Raw genomic sequence first — 19,278 nt, 5'->3', positions numbered from 1 at the left:
TGCGTTTTAACCGTTTACGGTACGCGGCGCTAAGGCGGTCAACCGATAGAGTAAATAACGCAGTATCACGCCGTACGTGGGCAGGAAAAACAGTGCGGCCACAGTGATTTTAAATGCATAATCTGTAAAGGATATCTGTAACCAGTTGGCCGCCATAAAGGCATCTGGTGAATGATAGAATGCTACTGCGAAAAACAGTAATGTATCGACGGCACTACCCAGCACAGCGGAGGCACTTGGAGCCGGCCACCAGCGCTTGCATTGGCGTAGCCGGTTAAACACCAGAATATCCATCAGCTGTCCGACTACGTAAGCGGTAAAACTAGCAAGAGCAATACGCGCTACAAATAAATCAAAATGGCTTAATGCCACCCAGCCCATCCAGTGTCCGTTTTGAAACAATACGGAGATGGCATAGGAAAACAACAATGAAGGCAACATCACCCAGAAAATAATTTTTCGCGCCAGACCTGAGCCGAATATGCGTACGGTTAAGTCAGTAGTTAGAAAAATAAACGGAAAAGTAAATGCGCCCCAAGTATTGTGTAGCCCCCACAGAGTAAAGGGAAACTGCACCAGATAATTACTGGCCACGATAACCAGCATGTGCCAGAAAGTCAGCCAGCGCAACGCCTTAAAACGCTGCGCATCGGAAAATTCATACATAGGTAATCCTGTTTATTTATGCGGCTGCGCAACAGGTAATCATCAGAAAACCCGAGCTAGCCATACAGAAAGTATCTTTCAGCAGTGACAGGTTTATTTCACTTGAAACTGCAGCAGACGCTGAGCAGCCATGTCACTGTAGCGTGTATTGGGTTCGCCGTAATTGGCATACGGATGGATGGCAATGCCGCCCCGCGGCGTAAATTCTCCATATACTTCTATATATTTAGGCTGCATTAATGCAATCAAATCTTTCATGATGATGTTGACACAATCTTCATGAAAATCACCATGATTGCGAAAACTGAAGAGATACAGTTTCAATGATTTACTTTCTACCATGCGCAAGCGGGGTAGGTAATTGATGTAAATGGTGGCAAAGTCTGGCTGACCGGTTTTCGGGCACAGACTGGTGAATTCAGGACAGATGAATTTAACGAAATAATCGTTATCGGGATGTTGATTATCAAAGGCTTCCAGTAGCTCCGGTGCGTAATCGCTGCAATACTGCGTGTGCTGATTACCCAGCAGACTAACTGTGCCCAGATTATTTTGTGCACGCATATAGTTGATTTCCTAGTTTTTTAATGTGGGAGGTTTACGAACCACAGGGGAGGCGATTGTACCCGAAACCCATACGTGCTTAAAACAGCACTTGCAAATTTTTAATCAAGGTGCCAGAACAATATAATGGTTTTTATTAAAATATTCTGCCAATAACCGATATATATTAGATTTGAAATATAATTATATGCTAGATAATTTGATATTTAAGCAATATTGTAGCGATACAAAAGTTTGAATCTTGCTTTTTAAACTTATTCATTATAGCCTGATAGGTAAATCATTAAAATTTAAAATAATAGCATTCGACAGGAAAAATTATGAATCAGGCAGTAACCAGACCAATAGATGATGTCCGGATTAAAGAAATTAAAGAATTGTTGCCACCGATTGCCCATTTATATGAATTGCCGATTACCGATAAAGCTGCTGAAGTAGTCCACGATACTCGTGAGGAAATTGCTGCATTGGTGCATGGACATGATAAACGTTTACTGGTCATTATCGGCCCCTGCTCCATCCATGATCCAGTCGCTGCACTGGAATATGGCCGGCGGCTGAATGTATTACGCGAAAAATATGCAAATCAATTGCTGATTGTGATGCGCGTATACTTTGAAAAACCACGTACCACTGTAGGCTGGAAAGGCTTGATTAACGACCCGCGAATAGATGGTTCCTACGATATTAACTATGGTCTGCGTCTGGCTCGCAAACTGCTTCTGGAATTAAACAATATGGGTATGCCTGCTGCAACTGAATTTCTGGACATGATTACTCCACAATATTTTGCCGATCTGATTTCATGGGGTGCCATCGGTGCCCGTACGACGGAAAGTCAGGTACACCGCGAGCTGGCTTCTGGTTTAAGCTGTCCGGTAGGTTTTAAAAACGGTACCGACGGTAATTTGAAAATTGCCATTGATGCCATTGGCGCATCTAGCCATCCACATCATTTCCTTTCGGTAACCAAAGCCGGCCATTCGGCTATTGTGCGTACTAGCGGTAATCCAGATTGCCACATTATTCTGCGCGGTGGTAAAGAACCTAATTACAGCCATGAGCATGTTGAGGCCGCAGTAGACGAGCTAAACAAACATCAGGTTACACCATATTTGATGATTGATTGCAGTCATGCTAACAGCCGCAAAGATTATCGTCGGCAGATGGAAGTGGCTCAGGATATCGCCGCACAGATTCAGGCCGGTGAGCAGCATATAATGGGCGTTATGGTGGAAAGCAACCTGATGGCAGGCAGGCAGGATAATCCAGAAAATTATGGTCAGAGTATTACAGACGCCTGCATTGGCTGGGAAGAAACAGAAACGATGCTGCAACTACTGGCACAGGCAGCGCAGGTTCGTCAGAATCAATAGCCTTTAACACATTGAAAATATACATGAGCGGTTGCTGAATCACTTTAAGGGTGAATCAGTGCCGCTTTTTTATGCCTGCTGATATGCGATGTATAAGCAAATAAAAAATCTGTTTTGTTAGATACTGGGCAACAAATTTATGAATAAAGGAATGGTAGCGATTATTGCTGAATATTCAATAATGGTTAGTATTGTAGTGAAAGGACATAATTAAATTTGGCAAAACATTATGCAGGCTTTTTATGATAGAAATTGTAGAAAATTTTCTTGAAAATAATCCTCAGTAAAAGCAAGTTTACTGAGGATTTCTGTTACTGATAGACAAAATATTTAGCGTACAGATTTAAAGCTAAGCAGATGCTGACGCGTAGCCAGCCATGCACCCACAACACCCAGTCCGCAAACCAGCAATAAAATTACCACTATTTCACAGGGGTTGAAAAACCGCCAGGCAATATGCACGCCGTAAGGTTGGAGAATGGCACTGACTATAGGCTGAGTCATATAGCAGAGCCAGTAACACAAGCCGGTACTAATGGCGGCAGCAAGTAGGCTTTGCCAGATGGCCAGATACAGAAAAGGCCTGCGAATAAAAGAAGCTGGTGCACCGAGCAGCTTCGTAATTTCTATTTCTTCACGGTGGCTAAGAATCTGTAAGCGAATGGTGTTATACGCCACCAGCGCAAACGCCAGTCCCAGCGTTATAGCAAGAAACCACAACAATTGATGCACAAAGTGATTAATCTGATACAGGGTTTGCATCCATTCCGCATCCATTTTCACACTTTCCACCATCGGCAGCTGCGCCAGCTGCGTCTGTAATGCCGCCAATTCTTCTGGAGTGTCCACTTGCGGTGTGACCGTAAACGCATCCGGCAGCGGGTTACTATCGAGCATAGAAACCAGATCCTGACTCCCCATACTCTGCTGCAATTCTTCCAGCCCCTGCTGCTTACTCACAAACACTACTTTTTCAAGCTGTTTATTCGTCCGTAAGGCTTTTTCTACAGCCTGATTATCACTGGCTTTCGCTTCCATCTGCATATACAGAGTCATGGTGGGCGCATCGTTAATCTGTCCCAGCACCTGCTGTCCGCTTTGTACACCGAGATACAATGCCAGTGGTAATGTCATGGCGATTGCCAGCATAACAAGAATCAACAGCGTGGCCACCGGCTGGCGCAGTAACTGCCGTAATGCTTTACACGCCGCTTCTGTATGCAGGGAAACAAACTGAATCATGCGTATAACCTGCCTTCCTGCAATCGAATAATGCGATGGCCGTAATCAGCCATCAGAGTTTCATCGTGAGCGGCTACCATTACTGTGGTACCAGCCTCATGAAAGGTCTTGAACAATTCCATAATATCCAGTGCGTACGCCCGATCCAGATTGGCTGAGGGCTCATCAGCTATCAGCAAACCAGGCTGATGCACCACTGCACGAGCAATACACAGGCGCTGCTGCTCTCCGCCAGATAAGGTCACTGGGTCGGCCATTTCTCGCCCCTTCAGGCCAACTTTTTCAATTGCTATACGGGCACGGTGCTCTGCCTGCTTACGTTCATAACCGGTAATTCGCAAAGGTAACATCACATTTTGCAACACATTGCGGTCAAACAGCAGTTTATGGTCCTGAAATACAATACCGATATGCTGACGCAGATAACCAAGTTGATTGTCGTTCAGACGTCCCAAATCCTGATTGTTTAGCCACACTTTTCCCTTGGTAGGCTTCACAATGCCGCTTATCAGTTTCAGAATGGTTGATTTACCTGCTCCGGAATGGCCGGCAATAAAAATCATCTCCCCTTTACTGATAGAAAAGCTAAGGTTTTTCACTGCGGTGAAACCGCCCGGATACGTTTTCGATACCTGCTCAAAACGAATCATCTGTAGGTGTCCGTTTGTGATATAAATATTCACTAATTATACCGCAGCATACTCGCAAAGAAAGCCTGCACCTGTTCAGTAGCTTCAGTTCGCGGTATGCTAGGCTATTCTAATCAGTATCTGTACGCAGACGAGGAAAATACGATGCAAGCGATTACCATGTATACCACGGGTGTATGCCCGTATTGCCAGATGGCAAAAGCCTTACTGAAACAGAAAGGCGTCACAGCCATCAATGAAATCCGCATTGATACCGATCCGCAGGCGCGCGAGCAGATGATGCAGCGTACCGGTCGCCGTACCGTACCACAGATCTATATCGGAGAAGTACACGTTGGCGGCTTTGATGATTTGAATGCTTTGAACCAAGCAGGTAAACTAGATCCTTTACTGGCAGGCTAAGCGCAGACTATTTCTCTTCTCCGTTATCCGGTTGTGCCGGATAGTTCTGCCACCCTAACCCTTATCCCTTTGTTGAAAGAAAAGCATGAGCAAAAAAGAACAAGCACCAGAAAAAAACGAACAACAGCCGGTATTCAGCATTGAAAAAATCTACCTGAAAGATTTGTCACTGGAAGTGCCCCATGCACCACAAATTTTTCTTGAAGGCGGAGAACCTCAAATCGAAATGCGCGTGACTTCTGCTGCTGAGAAACTAGAGGATGAATTCTATAATGTTACCGTAACAGTGACAGTTACTGCCAAGATGACCGAAGAAAAAGTACTATTTCTGAACGAAGTGGCTCAAAGCGGTATTTTCCGCATTGCCAATATTCCAGAAGATGATGTGGAATTACTGCTGGCAGTAGCAGCACCGAATATTTTGTTCCCGTATGCCCGTGAAACCGTATCCAATACCATCACCCGTTCAGGCTTCCCGCCAGTGATGCTGGCTCCGATTAACTTCGAAGCCATGTATCAGGCCGAACAAGCTAATGCCGGTAACGCCTGATTGTTAATAAAAAAGCTGCTTTATCCTGACATGATGAACACTTATGGATAAAGCAGTTTTTTTGTGTCTAACATTTTTGGCGCGATAGTTTTAGCGCTGATAACGAAATTGGAATGCAAAAGCCGCCAGCAAACCCACCACACACAATGGCAGAATGTAATACATGGCACCAATAGGGCTATAGCTGCTTAACCACTGCACGACAGGCAGAGTCAGGCCACCGACAATCGCATAAGCCACATTGTAGGAAAAAGAAATACCAGTAAAGCGAATAGCGGGTGGAAACATTTTAATCATCGCAGCAGATACAATACCGGCTACCCCGGCAGCCAGTCCCAACAGCATATAGAGAGCAAAAACCATACCTTCACTGCTATTTCCCAGTGCCGGATAGAATAACACTGCCATCACACCAGTCAATACAATCCCACAAATCAGCATGCGTCCACTGCCTACACGGTCGGCTAAAACACCATACAGCACACAGCCGATCATCTGCATCACTATCGCCATACTCTGCATTTCAAAAGCAAGCGCACTGGAAAAACCAAAGCCCGCAGTCAGCAATTGTGGCATGGCCAGCAAAATCACAACGATACATCCGGTCAAAAACCAAGTAAGCAGCATACCAATAATCACGGCAGTCTTATGCTGAGTCACCAGTAATTTTAATGGCATATCCGTAGCCAGCTCCTTACGCTGCTGCATCGCCTTGAAAACCGGTGTTTCTCGCAGATAACTACGCAGATACAAGGTCAGTAGACCAAATAAACCTCCCAGAATAAAAGGAATACGCCATGCACCATCCAGAATAGCTGCGCTGGTAAACTGTCTGGACATCATCAGTGCAATCAACGAGCCCAATAAAATACCCAGCGACAGCCCGCCGGTAAGAAAACCATTGGCCATACCCACATGTTTTTCAGGCACATGCTCAGATACAAACGTCCAAGCCGCCGGAATTTCACCGCCAATGGCCACACCCTGTATCATGCGTAATACCAGCAGCAACACAGGCGCAACATAGCCAATTGTGTCAAATGTAGGCATCAATCCCAGCAGCAGCGTTGGCAAAGCCATCATCATGATAGACAGGGCAAACAAACGTTTACGCCCAAACAAATCGCCAAAATGCGCCATTACAATACCACCCAGCGGTCGGAACAAATAGCCGGCAGCAAAGATACCGTAAGTATTCAGCATCGCCCAAAACGGATTCATACCAGCTGGAAAAAACAGCTCAGACAACACCTTGGCATAAAATACGTAAATTACAAAATCATAAAATTCCAGCGCGCCACCAAAGGATGACAGCATCAACGTACGCACATCTTCCCGTGTCAGCAGCTTTCTGTGTGCTGCAACCTCTGTATTCCCGCTCTTCATCTAACTTTCTCAATCAAACAGATTAAAAATCAAATGCGGTTTATAACAGCCCCAGCCAACTTTTTCAAATTTAGGCCGATTACCGCAGCAACAAACCGTCCAACAACTTGCTTTTAGTTATAAACAAACAAAAAAACAGTATTTCCGTCCCCACAATTGCATTGCTACATTAAAACTTTGACGGCACAATAAATTTTCAAGTATGAACACATTTTGGCGTTATGGTCTGCTAGCGGCAGTAGCAATGGGTCTGAACGCATGCAACAGCCAGAACAACAGCAACACTACTTTGCTCAATGCTTCATATGATGCCACGCGCGAACTGTATCAGCATTACAATACTGATTTTCAGCATTACTGGTACAAGCAAACTGGGCAAAAAATACATATTCGTCAGTCAAATGGTGGCTCCGGCAAACAGGCAATAGCTGTACAGAACGGCCTAAAAGCCGATGTCGTGACCTTAGCTCTGGCCGGCGACATCAACGCCATCAACCGTGGTAAAAAAACGTTACTGCCATCTGATTGGCAACAGCGCTTGCCCCACCACAGCACCCCTTATACTTCAACCATCGTATTTCTAGTACGCAAAGGCAACCCCAAACACATCCACGATTGGGGTGACTTGATTCAAAACAATGTACAGATTATCACCCCTAATCCGAAAACCTCCGGTGGCGCACGCTGGAATATTCTAGCAGCTTGGGCATGGGCCAAACACCAGCCTGGTGGAAGCGATGCCAGCGCAGAAGCTTATTTACGTGCCCTGCTTCAGCATGTGCCGATGATGGACACCGGAGCCCGTGCTGCCACCATTACCTTTACCCATCGACAACTAGGAGACGTCTTGCTGGCGTGGGAAAACGAAGCCCAACTCGCCATGAAACAGGCGCCGGATGAATTTGAAATCGTCACACCGTCACTATCTATACTGTGCGAACCTCCCGTAGCCGTAGTTGACGGCAATATCACCAGTGCTGACAAGCGCAGATTGGCTAACGCCTATCTGCAACATCTATACAGTGACAGCGCCCAGCGCCTAATAGCACAAAGCTATTTCCGGCCGGTTAACCCGAAAATCATGGCAGAATATCGCCACCAGTTCCCCAACCTGCAACTGGTCAGCATTGATCAAGAGTTTGGCGGCTGGCGTGCAGCACAACAACGCTTTTTCAGTGACGGCGGCCTGTTTGACCAGCTCTATGCCAAACCAGAGCCCTAAACAAAAGCCCGAATACTTCCAACTAATAAAAATGGTCTGAATCTTTTAGTAGTTCAGACCATAATCAACAACACCACATTGTCCCTATCAGATAGAGTGCTATACTGGCACCTTATCTGGATCCCAAAAATCTACTGCCGCATCCACTACCGGTTTAACAATACCGGCACGAATAGCAAAATCACCAAAATCCTCAGCATCCAGTCGTTCTTGTGCCCAGCGTGCAATCCATTCTTGCAAAATCAGCATAATTTCGTCTACGTCGATATTCTCACGGAACAAACGCGGAATCCGTGTGCCAGCACGATTACCACCGACATACAGATTATAACGGCCGATGGCCTTACCAATCAGCCCGATTTCAGCCAGCAATGCACGACCACAATTATTTGGACAGCCAGTCACACGCAGAATAATATGCTCCTTAGCCAGCCCATTTTTCGCCATTAATTCATCAACCTGATCAATAAAGCCCGACAAAAAACGTTCCGATTCAGCCATGGCCAGCGGACAGGTTGGTAAAGCCACACACGCCATACTATTCTTGCGCTGCTCTGTCACTTCATCATCAATCAAACGGTATTCACGTGCGATGCGCTCAATTTTTTCTTTATTCTCAGGCAGCACACCGGCTACTATCACATTCTGATTGGCAGTAAGGCGGAAATCACCCTGATGAATTCTGGCCAGCTCACGCATACCCGTTTTCAATGGCCGTCCCGGATAATCTAGCAAGCGGCCGTTCTCAATAAACAAAGTCAGATGCCAGCGCCCATCTTCCCCTTCTACCCAGCCAATCCTGTCTCCGCGCTCCGTGAGCGTATACGGGCGGCTTGGTGCAAAGGCAAACCCTTGCCGCCTTTCAACTTCTTGTTTAAATACATCCACACCCACCCGCTGCAAAGTATAACGAGTGCGCGCATTCTTGCGGTCGCTTCGATTACCCCAGTCGCGCTGTGTAGTCACCACCGCTTCTGCACAACGCAATACTTGCTCTACCGGAATAAAACCGAAATCCTTAGCAGTATTTGGAAAAGTACGCTGATTACCATGATCAATAGACAGGCCACCGCCCACCAGCACATTAAATCCTACGAGATGACCGTTTTCACCGATAGCAACAAAATTTAAATCATTGGCATGTAAATCCACATCATTCAATGGCGGAATCACCAGTGCAGTTTTGAATTTACGCGGCAGATAAGTCTTGCCATTAATCGGTTCTACCGCATCCCCGCTCACACCCGCAGACAGCGGCGCATCCAGTTCGCTGCTGAGTACCTTTTCTCCATCAAGCCAAATATCAGCATACGCATGGGTGCGAGGCAATAAATGCTCAGAAATCCGGCACGCCCATTCATAAGCTTCACGATGCAAACTACTTTCAACCGGATTACTAGTACACAACACATTGCGGTTGATATCGCCGGCAGTTGCAATCGAATCCAGCCCCAGCTGATGCAGCCACTGATGCATCGGCTTGATATCCTGTTTTAACACCCCGTGAAACTGAAATGTTTGCCGTGTCGTCAGCCGGATACTGCCATACAAAGTATGCGCCGTAGCAAACTCATCAATACCCAGCCACTGTTGCGGCGTAATAATGCCACCAGGCAACCGGCAACGCATCATTACATTTTTCAATGGTTCCAGTTTAGCTGCCTGCCGCTGAGCACGCACATCACGGTCATCCTGCTCATACATACCATGAAAACGAATCAACTGAAAATCATCACCATTAAATCCACCGGTAATACCATCATTCAAATCAGCGGCAATTTCACCATACAAATAATTACTTTCTCCTTTTAGACGCTCATTATCCGACAATGGTGCATCCGGTATTTGGGCACGCTGATCATTATTCATATTCTGTATTCCTTAATATGCATATTGTTATAATTCATTCAAAACATTGTATAATCAATCAGCAAACAGCCAAAAGAATACCGAGTTGTAATCAAAGAGATTTTAGTTATATCAACCATACAGGACACACACATGCAACGTGGCATCTACCAACATTACAAAGGCAACCTGTATCAGGTAACTGGCACCGCACGCCATAGTGAAACCGAAGAAGAATTGGTTATTTATCAGTGTCTATATGGTGATTATTCGTTCTGGGCACGTCCCAAAAGCATGTTCAACGAAATCATTACCCACAATGGCCAGACACAGCCTCGCTTTGCCCTGATCCGGCCACTGTAAAAGAAGCAGAAAAAAAACACTGACTATTTACGAGCAATAATCAGTGCGATAAAAAACGGATTCAGTCAAATATTTATTTACCTATACAAAAGCGGCTAAAAATTACCCCTAGCAAATCATCAGCGCTGAATTCACCAGTAATTTCGTTTAAAGCGTTCTGTGCCAACCGCAAATGCTCCGCAAATAATTCAATCTGATTATTCTGACATAAACTTGCATTGGCAAGCTCTTTCCGAGCCGTCTCTAGTGCTTGAATATGACGAGTGCGTGCCAAAAACAGCCCTTCACTTTCACCCTGCCAACCAACCTGTTGCAACAGCGCTTGCCGCAACAAATCCAGACCAGTACTGGTTTTAGCAGACAAAGCAATTACCTGACTGGCGTCTGTAAAGGCAACTAAATCGCCAGTTTCACGTGAAACACTGGATGCAGCTTCACCAGTTAAATCAATCTTGTTATGTACTTCAATTTTGTGCAAACCGGCTGGCAACTGCGCCAGAATCGCCGCCGTAGTGGCATTAATCCCTTCGCGTTGGTCAACCAGCACCAGCGCCACATCTGCCTGCTGTACCGCCTGTTGGCTTCGTTCAATACCAATCCGTTCGACTACATCTTCGGTTTCACGCAATCCGGCCGTATCAATAATATGTACCGGCACCCCCTCAAGCGTAATCTGTTCCCTGACGGTATCGCGCGTGGTACCAGCAATATCAGTCACAATGGCCACCTCATCACCTGCCAGAGCGTTAAGTAAACTGGATTTACCCACATTAGGTGCTCCCACCAGCACCACATTCATACCTTCACGCAAAAGCGCACCCTGTTGCGCCTGCCGCAATACCTTATCCAACTGAATACACAAATGATCCAACTTACCACTAGCGTCCGCAGCCTGAAGAAAATCGATATCCTCTTCCGGAAAATCTAAAGTTGCTTCGACCAACATACGCAACGTAATCAGATCATCTACTAATCGGTGTATTTCCTGTGAAAATACACCCTTTAAGCTCCTTACCGCCATACGTGCTGCCGACTGACTAGAAGCATCAATCAAATCAGCCACACTTTCTGCCTGAGCCAAATCTAGTTTATTATTTAAAAATGCTCGTTTAGTAAATTCCCCCGGTTCGGCCAATCGGGCACCCAGTTGCAGGCAGCATTGCAATAACATCTGCAATACCACAGGGCCTCCATGGCCCTGTAGTTCAATTACATCTTCACCCGTAAAACTGGCCGGAGCTGCAAAATACAGCAGCAAACCATTATCAATAACCGTGCCTTCTACATCAACAAAATCGGTATATAACGCTTTACGTGGTTGCGGCGTTTTGCCTCCACTTAATTTTTGAGCCATAGGAAGCAGATTTTTGCCGGATAACCTCACCACCCCTACACCACCGCGTCCCGGTGCAGTTGCAATAGCAGCAATAGTCGGATTATTGTCCATTATCAAAACTCCAGCTAAATAAAACAGTTCAGGCAGCCGAAAAAAGCTGCCTGAACAAAACCTGCATATCACTGCAAATCAATCATCAACCTTTAACAATTCCACATCAAATATCAGTGTAGCATTAGGTGGAATCACCCCACCAGCTCCACGGCTGCCGTACCCCATATGAGGAGGAATAGTCAATTTACGTTTGCCGCCTACTTTCATTCCATTAAAACCTTCATCCCAGCCAGCAATTACCATACCGGCCCCCAACGTAAACGACAGCGGCTGTTGGCGGGTAATACTAGAATCAAAAACTGTGCCATCTTCTAACATGCCTGTGTAATGCACCGTAATTTCTTTACCCTTCACAGCCTCAGGGCCTGTTCCCTGCTCTAAATCTTCAATTACCAAATCCATACACATTTATCCTTACAAACAAATTAGCGTACACTGTAACACAGACATTAGACCCATGCATGTGATTGTATATAGCATTTTTCATATATTAGGAGACAACATGAGTACCAGCGAAATTGTTTTTCTTGACCGCGCCACCCTGCCAGACTTTCCATTCAAATTCGATTTTCCTCATCACATCACAACCTACAGCCACAGCAATCCAGATGAGGTAGCAGGCCGTATTGCTCAAGCGAATATTGTCATATCCAATAAAGTTCGTATTAATGCAGAAGCCATCAAAAATAGCCCGCAATTGAAATTGATTGCCGTACCCGCCACCGGACTGGACCACATTGATCAACAGGCTGCTCAACAGCATAACGTTGGTATCCGAAATGTGCGCGGCTACGGTAATGACACCGTAGCCGAACATGCAATGATGCTGATTCTGGCACTAATGCGCCAATTACCGGCTTATCAGCGAGATGTAGCCGCCGGCTTATGGCAAAGCAGTCCCTTTTTTTGCCATTTCGGCGCCCCAATCCGCGACCTGAATGGTAAAACGCTGGGTATTTTCGGCAAAGGCGGTATCGGGCAAGCGCTGGCAGCACGTGCTCAAGCTTTCGGCATGCATGTCCTCTGGGGTGAACATAAAAATGCAAAAGATTGTCGTAATGGCTACACACCGTTTACTCAGCTGATACAGCAAGCAGATGTTATTTCTTTACATTGTCCGCTGAATGAGCAAACTCGCAACATGATAGATGAAACAGAATTGAAATCAATGAAACCACAGGCTGTACTGATTAATGTTGGGCGTGGTGGTCTAGTGGCAGAGCAGGCATTGGTAGCAGCGTTGAAATACGGGCAGTTGGGCGGAGCTGGCGTGGATGTACTAAGTGAAGAACCGCCGGTACATGGCAATCCCTTATTGAGTGCCCGCCTGCCCAATCTGATTATTACTCCGCATATGGCATGGGGCAGTGAAGAAGCTATACAGCGTATCTGCACCATGCTTGAAAATAATATCAATACATTTATGCGTGAATAAAAACTATTAACGCAATGGTCTGGCCATTACTTCTGTCAGCAATGCAGAATAACTGGCCACCAGATCAGTATTATTTGGTAAAAAGCGAGCAATCTGTTGACGCTGGTCATATACATAATGAGCAGCGTTATAAGCATGATCGCTCATTGCTGCAAATAATTGTTTTGCACCAGCTTCCACATCATTACCAGCATAATAATAACCCAAATCTGAAATCAGCTCAGCATTGTGAATTAACGGATAACCTTGCCAACATACTTCCAAATAGAAATAGTTAAGCGGATTTTCCCATTGATGAGAAATTACTGCATCAGTATTGGTTGCCAGAAAAGTTGGTGTATCATAACGACCCAGAAAAACAGATTTTCGATTTTTCACAATATCCAGCTGATTCATCAAAGCAATGAATTCCATGGATTTTTGAGCCATCGGCAATGTGTTGCATACCTGCAGAATATTAATAGCTTCCGGTTCGGAACGATAAGCCATTTCCGCAATCAAAATCGGATATAAACAGAACTTCACAACATCGATATTCGGTTCCATTACAGACAGGCGCCAGCCCTTACGAGATACCGGCACCTGCCATAAGCCCTGAAATGGCATTGCAGCGGTTTTCTGAATCAGAAATACCGGGCTCCAGACAAATGGCACCACACGCGCATCATGACGTCGGAATACTTCAAAATATGCCTTGCTGCAATTGGCTACCTGCGGAATCATCCAAATATCATCATAACGCTGGTTGATAAATAGATTACCGCCACCCATATTACGAGAGAATAAAACCGACTCCATCATATGGATATATTCAAAGCCACAGCAGTAAGATATTAAACGTACTCCTCTGTCTTTGATATAGGCCGTCTGCTCAGCACCAATTTGCCCACCCAGCTCAATCAAAACATCTATCTGATCTTTGGCCTCTAAGAAGCTCTTAGTTGGCCATATCTCCAAATCCCATGGCAAACTTGATGTAATTGGTACATCAGTTGTGTTTACCAACACCACAGAATCAACATTAGGACAATTTTTCAGTGCGTCAGCAAGAAAAACTGCGTTCTGCTTGATACCATTATTCCACAATGTTTCTTTTGGGTGACTCAGACCAATGGTAATGCCAATACGCAAACGTGCTGGTGCAGCGTCCTGTCCATGGCTGGAAATTAAATTCGGAGTATTAGATAAGTTCATAATTTCATTAGAAATGTTTGATTGCTGGCAGGTTTTATGTATACATTATACTAAAGTGTAAGCAAAATTAGTAAAATCTAGGCTTTAAACAATGACTCAAGAGCATCAGTATAACAGCGGACATTACTTTCTGCCTCAGGATCTAGTGTAGCCAGAAAAACTTTTGCACGCTCGCGGTAAGTACTCAAATTTTCATCATGCATTTTATAGGCTTCTGCCAATACTTTGCCACCCTCTTCACAATCAAAATCGTGATAACGATAGCCACAGTCACCAATCAAATGCGAATTATGAATTAGCGGGTAGCCACCATATAAGGCCTCATAGTAAATATAATTCTGAGCATTTTCCCACTGATGGCAAACAATTGCATCACAATAGATAGATACCACCTGCCAGATCGGGTAGCGACCTTCAAACGAAGTCAAGCCATGGCGGACAATATCCAGACTTTGAGCAAACAGATTAAAAGCTGTCTGATCCTTCAAATTCATAGTATTGCACGCATAGATATGTTCGATGAAATTGGGGTTCAGCCGATGTGCATTTTCACATACCAGCATAGGAATATAACTGGTTTTCACCATACACATATTTGGCTCAAACATACCAATACGCCAGCGATTGCGGCCTGGCTGGTATTCAAACTGCTCGCCTTCTGGCAATTTTTCACAAGCACGATTAAGAATAACCGGACTCCATAAATGCGGCATGATCTTTACCGGCGTGCGAAATGTACTGGCAAAATATGGCTTACAGGTTTTTTCATACTCTGGCAATGTCCATACTTCATCGTACGGCGCACCGGTAATCAGCAAGGCAGGCGGTTTATCAAACAGCATACGCTCAATATCAATTACATAATCATTACCTACGCGCATACTGACTACTTTTCCACCTTTGGCTTTGAACTCTATCATCCATTCTTTGGAAAGCTGGGCACTCATCTCTATCATGACATCCAACTCATTCAAACCAGTGGCCATATCAATTACCGGTACTGGTGAATCCTGCAGAAAATTCATAGCATCCTGCATATCACCATCACCTGATCCAGCTACCAGAACCACGTTACTGACAATTGGAGATTTTTTTAACAACATTGCCAGAAACAGACAATTCTGGAAAATTCCATTTTCCCAAAGCGACTGAGCTCCTTTACGTACATAAATCGAAACACCTACACGAAGTGAAGACACGGACGACATGGGTTAACCTCTTAATAATTCTGGACGATCAGCACACAAATTAGATAATAGTTGTACATGGGCTTTAATATTGGCATCTGATAAAGGATCCGTTGCTTTAAAAAGTGCCTGTGAAGCTTGACGCTGACTACTCAAATTTTCTTCATGATGTAGCCAAGCCTGGATTATTTGTCTACCACCTTCAAGTGCATCAAAATCTGGATAATAATATCCAGCACCGAACTCTTTTAACCATGGAGTATTATGAATCAATGGATAATCTCCATACAGTACGTCCATATAAAGATTATTGTGGTCATTACACCATTGATGTGAAATCACAGCATTGGCGTGTTGCGCCATAAAACCGACTATATCGTGACGGCCATAAAAACATGCCTTATGATCTTTAACAAGATTCAGAGAATTGGCCAGATGTAGCATGGTTAAATGATCTTTCATGTGCAAAGTGTTAAGCACATGCATCATTTCAATTGATTGCGGTTCGTGACGATAAGCTTCATCACAAGCTAACATGGGAATAGAAGAAGTTTTAACAACTGAAATATTGGGCTCAAATATAGCCACACGCAGAGGTGTTTTTACCTCATCATGCACATTGCTATGCCAGCCGTAATTAAGACCTTGTTCACTGATTTCCTGTTTGCGTCTGGAAACAAACATTGGATCCCATAAATGAGGCGTAATGTATATCGGGCAACGATACATTGTCCGCAGCATGGGAATATAAGCTTTGTCTTTTGGCAAAAGCCATACTTCATCACAACGATCTACTGGCGGAAAACTAGTTGGTTTTTCAAACACATTATATTCTGATAATCCCACATAAGGCTGGCCAACACAATAAAACACCACCTTTTTACCACGAGCACGCTGCAAGGCTAACCATTGTGGAGATAGCGCACCAGCCAGTTCAATAATGACATCAAAAGCATCTATAGCTTCCTGTTCTGACATCAATCGCAGATCAAACAGATTCAAATCAATTTGTTCAGCCATACGGGGCTGACCACCAACATTAATTAAATCCACTGATTTAACAAAAGGTATAGCCTTCAGGCTTTGAACCAAAAATATAACATTCTGACCCATACCATTTTCCCAGATGTTCTGGTTGGCATGAGTAATAACAGAAATACCGATGCGCATATTATCCCGTATTCTTATTAAAAATACTGTCAATGATGAATAAATAAGACTTCCGGACTTCACACGGAAGTCCAGAAGTCTGTTTAGTCAGGATTAATTACCACTTAAAGCCAAGTACTGAATTGAAAGCAACTTCTTTACCAGTAGTGGAAACACCTGCACCCCACGTAACTTTGCCGTTTTTGCTGGCTGCCTTATAGTTTACACCAACGGCACCATAGCTACGATATGCACCTACCCCAATACCGACAGTCTGCTCACCAGAACTCAGTGAAGGCAAATAAGCCCCAGAGAGCGCCATGGCCATGGCTGTACCTGAATAAGCTCTGCGCTCAACATGATGAATATTATCATTCAACTGATTAACATATTCATTAACTCTGGTAACCTGATTATCCACACCTTTAAGCTGAGCTACATTCACAGCATCAGTGTCAGCAGTACCTGCTGCCACACCGGTTATCTGACGGTATACACCTTTAGATGCATCACCCACAGATACCGCTCCTTCCGTACTTCTTGTGGCACGGATTGCCGCTGCCTGCTGCGACGTTGCGGTTACTGGAATATATCCTTCTTGTCCGGCAGCAACACTCGCAACTGATCCAGCTCCTAGTGCTATACCTCCGGTCTGTTTCACCTGAGCATTGCTACCCAGAGCCACACCATTAGCTGCGGGAGCACTGGCTGAATCACCAATCGCAATCGCTGATGTACCACTGGCCATTGCTGCTCCGCCCACTGCAATTGAATTAGCGCCTTGAGCAATTGATCCAGCTTTAGCAGAGTTGATCTTCACATATTTCGTACCATAATTCTCCAGATTTTGCAGTGCATCAGCGACATTATCTGCTGATACATTACCACCTGTAGGTGTGGAAATATCATACTTAGGTGGATTGATACTTCCTGCTGAATTTCGTGAAGTACCAAGAGCCGAAGCTATCGATGCAATCTGGCTAGCAACAATTGTGCTAACTGATGTAGACAGACTATTCAGCGAATCATCAGAAACATTACTGGTTGGCAGGCTATTAACCATTGTAGACAAATTATTATAATCTTGTCTTACAGCCCACAGCTGACCAGCATTAATAGCATCTAAAGACCCTTTGGCCATATTACCGTCAGCCACATTGGTAATATGTTGTGCCGTAGCACTGCCATGACTAGCATCATATGCACTACCATTCCACAGTAAGGCATTTTGAGTCAGGTTGGTAATGTTAGTAATAATATTACCTGTGGATAACTCACTTAAAGCACTGTTTAATGAAGACAAGCTAGTGCTGGTACCTGTAGAAAGGCTGGTCACATCATTTTTCAGTAAGTATAGCTGTCCACCATTAATTGCATCATGTGAGCCCTGATCAACCGAGCCATCAGCTAAATTGATAACCTTGCCATAAGTAGCAGCTCGGGTCAGACTATTTGTCTTTCCAGCATCAAATCCACCTTTATCCTCATCCCATTGCAAGCTCTTATCCTTCAGCTGTTTCACATCTTTCTGAGTCAGATCATAGCTGGTAGACAGACTGCTTAAAGCTGTACTCGTGCTAGAAGTTAGTTTGTTCAGGCTATCGCTTGTTGTACTCATACTGCGTGACAGACTCTCATATCCGGTAGACATAGAGCTACTGATACTATTGATACCTGAAATCACAGTTGATGAAACTACAGTCGACAGACTGCTCAGACCAGTGGAAGTAGAACCAGACAATGCATACAGCTGGCTACCGTTTACCGCATCGGTAGAATCTACTGTCACGCTACCAGCTGCTACATTGGTAATACGCTGAGCTGTACCGCTACCATGACCAGCATCATAAGCACCCAGTGTGCTATTCCACTGCAAGGCATTTTGCTGCAGGGTGGTCAGGTTCTGATTTGTGCTACTCAGACTGGATGCCAGACTAGTCAGACCGGTTGAAGTACTGCTGCTCAGGCTGGTTAAGCCTGTGCTGGCGCTAGCCAGTCCTAATTGAGTGGTGCTGGTCAGCGTATCCACTTTGTTATTAACATTAGTCAAAGCTGCTGATGAGGCACTGCTCAAGCTGCTTAGTCCGGTACTAGTACTACTCAGTCCTGCCTGCGTCAGAGTAGACAGGCTGTACATCTGAGTACCGTTGATAGCATCACTTGAAGTAATATTGATGTCTCCAGCTGCAATACCGGTCAGTCTTTGATCCTTACCCTCACGGCTGGCATCGAAATTACCACTTATCCTATTTCTCAGCAAAGCATTCTGCTGTAATGCAGTCACATTACTATTGGTTTCAATTAAACCAGTTGACAGACTGCTTACATTTTTCGTTACCGTACTGAGACTGTCATTAACAATAGTAGATAGGCTACCCAGCTGATTTTTTGTCACCTCATTCAGATTAGTAGACAGGCTGCTTAGTCCGGTTGAAGTGGAGCTAGACAGACTGAACAACTGACCACCATTAACTACATCAGTAGAATCCACTGAAACACGGCCAGCCGCTACATTGGTAATAAGCTGAGGCGCACCATTTCTACCGGCATCATAAGCACTACCATTCCATTGCAGAGCATTTTGCTGCAGGGTA

The 19,278-nt window shown here is 44.8% G+C and carries 18 protein-coding genes and 1 riboswitch; of the genes, 6 read left to right on the top strand and 12 right to left on the bottom strand.

Annotated features, from left to right (window positions below; genetic code table 11):
* Window positions 1-6: 6 nt before the first annotated feature.
* Window positions 7-666 (bottom strand): 7-cyano-7-deazaguanine/7-aminomethyl-7-deazaguanine transporter, encoded by a 660-nt coding sequence (locus J3U75_RS05855; protein ID WP_100141015.1) that lies wholly within the window; start codon window positions 664-666, stop codon window positions 7-9.
* Window positions 667-759: 93 nt separating this feature from the next.
* Window positions 760-1,230, bottom strand: a complete 471-nt coding sequence (gene queF, locus J3U75_RS05850; RefSeq protein ID WP_267390993.1) for a preQ(1) synthase — start codon at window positions 1,228-1,230, stop codon at window positions 760-762.
* Between the two features lie 6 nt (window positions 1,231-1,236).
* A riboswitch (PreQ1 riboswitch) is annotated at window positions 1,237-1,281 on the bottom strand.
* 269 nt (window positions 1,282-1,550) lie between these two features.
* On the opposite strand from queF, the gene aroG reads away from it, so the two are divergent.
* Window positions 1,551-2,606 (top strand): 3-deoxy-7-phosphoheptulonate synthase AroG, encoded by a 1,056-nt coding sequence (aroG, locus tag J3U75_RS05845; RefSeq protein WP_267390992.1) that lies wholly within the window; start codon window positions 1,551-1,553, stop codon window positions 2,604-2,606.
* A gap of 330 nt (window positions 2,607-2,936) precedes the next feature.
* Here the strand turns inward: aroG and ftsX are convergent, their stop codons facing one another.
* Complete coding sequence (ftsX, locus tag J3U75_RS05840) at window positions 2,937-3,848, bottom strand: permease-like cell division protein FtsX (protein ID WP_267390991.1); 912 nt, start codon at window positions 3,846-3,848, stop codon at window positions 2,937-2,939.
* Window positions 3,845-4,498: a cell division ATP-binding protein FtsE gene (gene ftsE, locus J3U75_RS05835; protein ID WP_100141019.1), complete on the bottom strand. Its 654-nt coding sequence runs from the start codon at window positions 4,496-4,498 to the stop codon at window positions 3,845-3,847. The genes ftsX and ftsE overlap by 4 nt, the downstream gene beginning before the upstream one ends.
* Window positions 4,499-4,642: 144 nt before the next feature.
* Between ftsE and grxC the strand changes: the two genes are divergently transcribed.
* Together grxC and secB are read left to right on the top strand one after the other, a co-directional pair.
* Window positions 4,643-4,900, top strand: coding sequence for a glutaredoxin 3 (grxC, locus tag J3U75_RS05830; protein ID WP_100141223.1), 258 nt, complete (start codon window positions 4,643-4,645; stop codon window positions 4,898-4,900).
* Between the two features lie 85 nt (window positions 4,901-4,985).
* Window positions 4,986-5,450 carry a protein-export chaperone SecB gene (gene secB, locus J3U75_RS05825; RefSeq protein ID WP_267390990.1) on the top strand — a complete coding sequence of 155 codons (465 nt, stop codon included), beginning with the start codon at window positions 4,986-4,988 and terminating at the stop codon, window positions 5,448-5,450.
* 90 nt (window positions 5,451-5,540) lie between these two features.
* Here secB and J3U75_RS05820 read toward each other — a convergent pair whose 3' ends face one another.
* Window positions 5,541-6,836, bottom strand: coding sequence for an MFS transporter (locus J3U75_RS05820; protein WP_267390989.1), 1,296 nt, complete (start codon window positions 6,834-6,836; stop codon window positions 5,541-5,543).
* A 202-nt stretch (window positions 6,837-7,038) separates the two neighbouring features.
* Here J3U75_RS05820 and J3U75_RS05815 point away from each other — a divergent pair, with 202 nt between their 5' ends.
* Complete coding sequence (locus J3U75_RS05815; RefSeq protein ID WP_267390988.1) at window positions 7,039-8,058, top strand: sulfate ABC transporter substrate-binding protein; 1,020 nt, start codon at window positions 7,039-7,041, stop codon at window positions 8,056-8,058.
* 99 nt (window positions 8,059-8,157) lie between these two features.
* Here the strand turns inward: J3U75_RS05815 and cysI are convergent, their stop codons facing one another.
* Window positions 8,158-9,927 (bottom strand): assimilatory sulfite reductase (NADPH) hemoprotein subunit, encoded by a 1,770-nt coding sequence (gene cysI, locus J3U75_RS05810; RefSeq protein ID WP_267390986.1) that lies wholly within the window; start codon window positions 9,925-9,927, stop codon window positions 8,158-8,160.
* 132 nt (window positions 9,928-10,059) lie between these two features.
* On the opposite strand from cysI, the gene J3U75_RS05805 reads away from it, so the two are divergent.
* On the top strand, window positions 10,060-10,269 hold the full coding sequence (locus J3U75_RS05805) for a DUF1653 domain-containing protein (protein WP_267390984.1): 210 nt from the start codon (window positions 10,060-10,062) through the stop codon (window positions 10,267-10,269).
* A gap of 73 nt (window positions 10,270-10,342) precedes the next feature.
* Here the strand turns inward: J3U75_RS05805 and mnmE are convergent, their stop codons facing one another.
* Both mnmE and J3U75_RS05795 read right to left on the bottom strand, forming a co-directional pair.
* Window positions 10,343-11,716, bottom strand: a complete 1,374-nt coding sequence (gene mnmE / locus J3U75_RS05800) for a tRNA uridine-5-carboxymethylaminomethyl(34) synthesis GTPase MnmE (RefSeq protein WP_416384692.1) — start codon at window positions 11,714-11,716, stop codon at window positions 10,343-10,345.
* A 78-nt stretch (window positions 11,717-11,794) separates the two neighbouring features.
* The gene (locus tag J3U75_RS05795; RefSeq protein ID WP_100151477.1) at window positions 11,795-12,121 is read right to left on the bottom strand and encodes an FKBP-type peptidyl-prolyl cis-trans isomerase; all 327 of its coding nucleotides are present in this window, start codon (window positions 12,119-12,121) and stop codon (window positions 11,795-11,797) included.
* 100 nt (window positions 12,122-12,221) lie between these two features.
* Here J3U75_RS05795 and J3U75_RS05790 point away from each other — a divergent pair, with 100 nt between their 5' ends.
* Entirely contained in the window at window positions 12,222-13,154 is a 933-nt protein-coding gene (locus J3U75_RS05790) for a D-2-hydroxyacid dehydrogenase (protein WP_267390983.1), read from the top strand.
* A 6-nt stretch (window positions 13,155-13,160) separates the two neighbouring features.
* Here the strand turns inward: J3U75_RS05790 and J3U75_RS05785 are convergent, their stop codons facing one another.
* The 4 genes from J3U75_RS05785 to J3U75_RS05770 all read right to left on the bottom strand — a co-directional run bounded on the left by J3U75_RS05785 (window position 13,161) and on the right by J3U75_RS05770 (window position 19,205).
* On the bottom strand, window positions 13,161-14,348 hold the full coding sequence (locus J3U75_RS05785) for a DUF2827 domain-containing protein (protein WP_267390982.1): 1,188 nt from the start codon (window positions 14,346-14,348) through the stop codon (window positions 13,161-13,163).
* A 77-nt stretch (window positions 14,349-14,425) separates the two neighbouring features.
* Window positions 14,426-15,556 carry a DUF2827 domain-containing protein gene (locus J3U75_RS05780; RefSeq protein ID WP_100141028.1) on the bottom strand — a complete coding sequence of 377 codons (1,131 nt, stop codon included), beginning with the start codon at window positions 15,554-15,556 and terminating at the stop codon, window positions 14,426-14,428.
* 3 nt (window positions 15,557-15,559) lie between these two features.
* Window positions 15,560-16,705: a DUF2827 domain-containing protein gene (locus J3U75_RS05775; protein WP_267390981.1), complete on the bottom strand. Its 1,146-nt coding sequence runs from the start codon at window positions 16,703-16,705 to the stop codon at window positions 15,560-15,562.
* A 97-nt stretch (window positions 16,706-16,802) separates the two neighbouring features.
* On the bottom strand, window positions 16,803-19,205 hold the full coding sequence (locus J3U75_RS05770; RefSeq protein ID WP_267391036.1) for a YadA family autotransporter adhesin: 2,403 nt from the start codon (window positions 19,203-19,205) through the stop codon (window positions 16,803-16,805).
* Window positions 19,206-19,278 lie beyond the last annotated feature (73 nt).

The organism is Snodgrassella sp. B3088 (assembly GCF_026535815.1).
Lineage (GTDB): Bacteria > Pseudomonadota > Gammaproteobacteria > Burkholderiales > Neisseriaceae > Snodgrassella > Snodgrassella alvi_E.
Note: the sequence above shows the minus strand (reverse complement) of the source record. Positions and strands in the feature narration are given on the sequence as shown.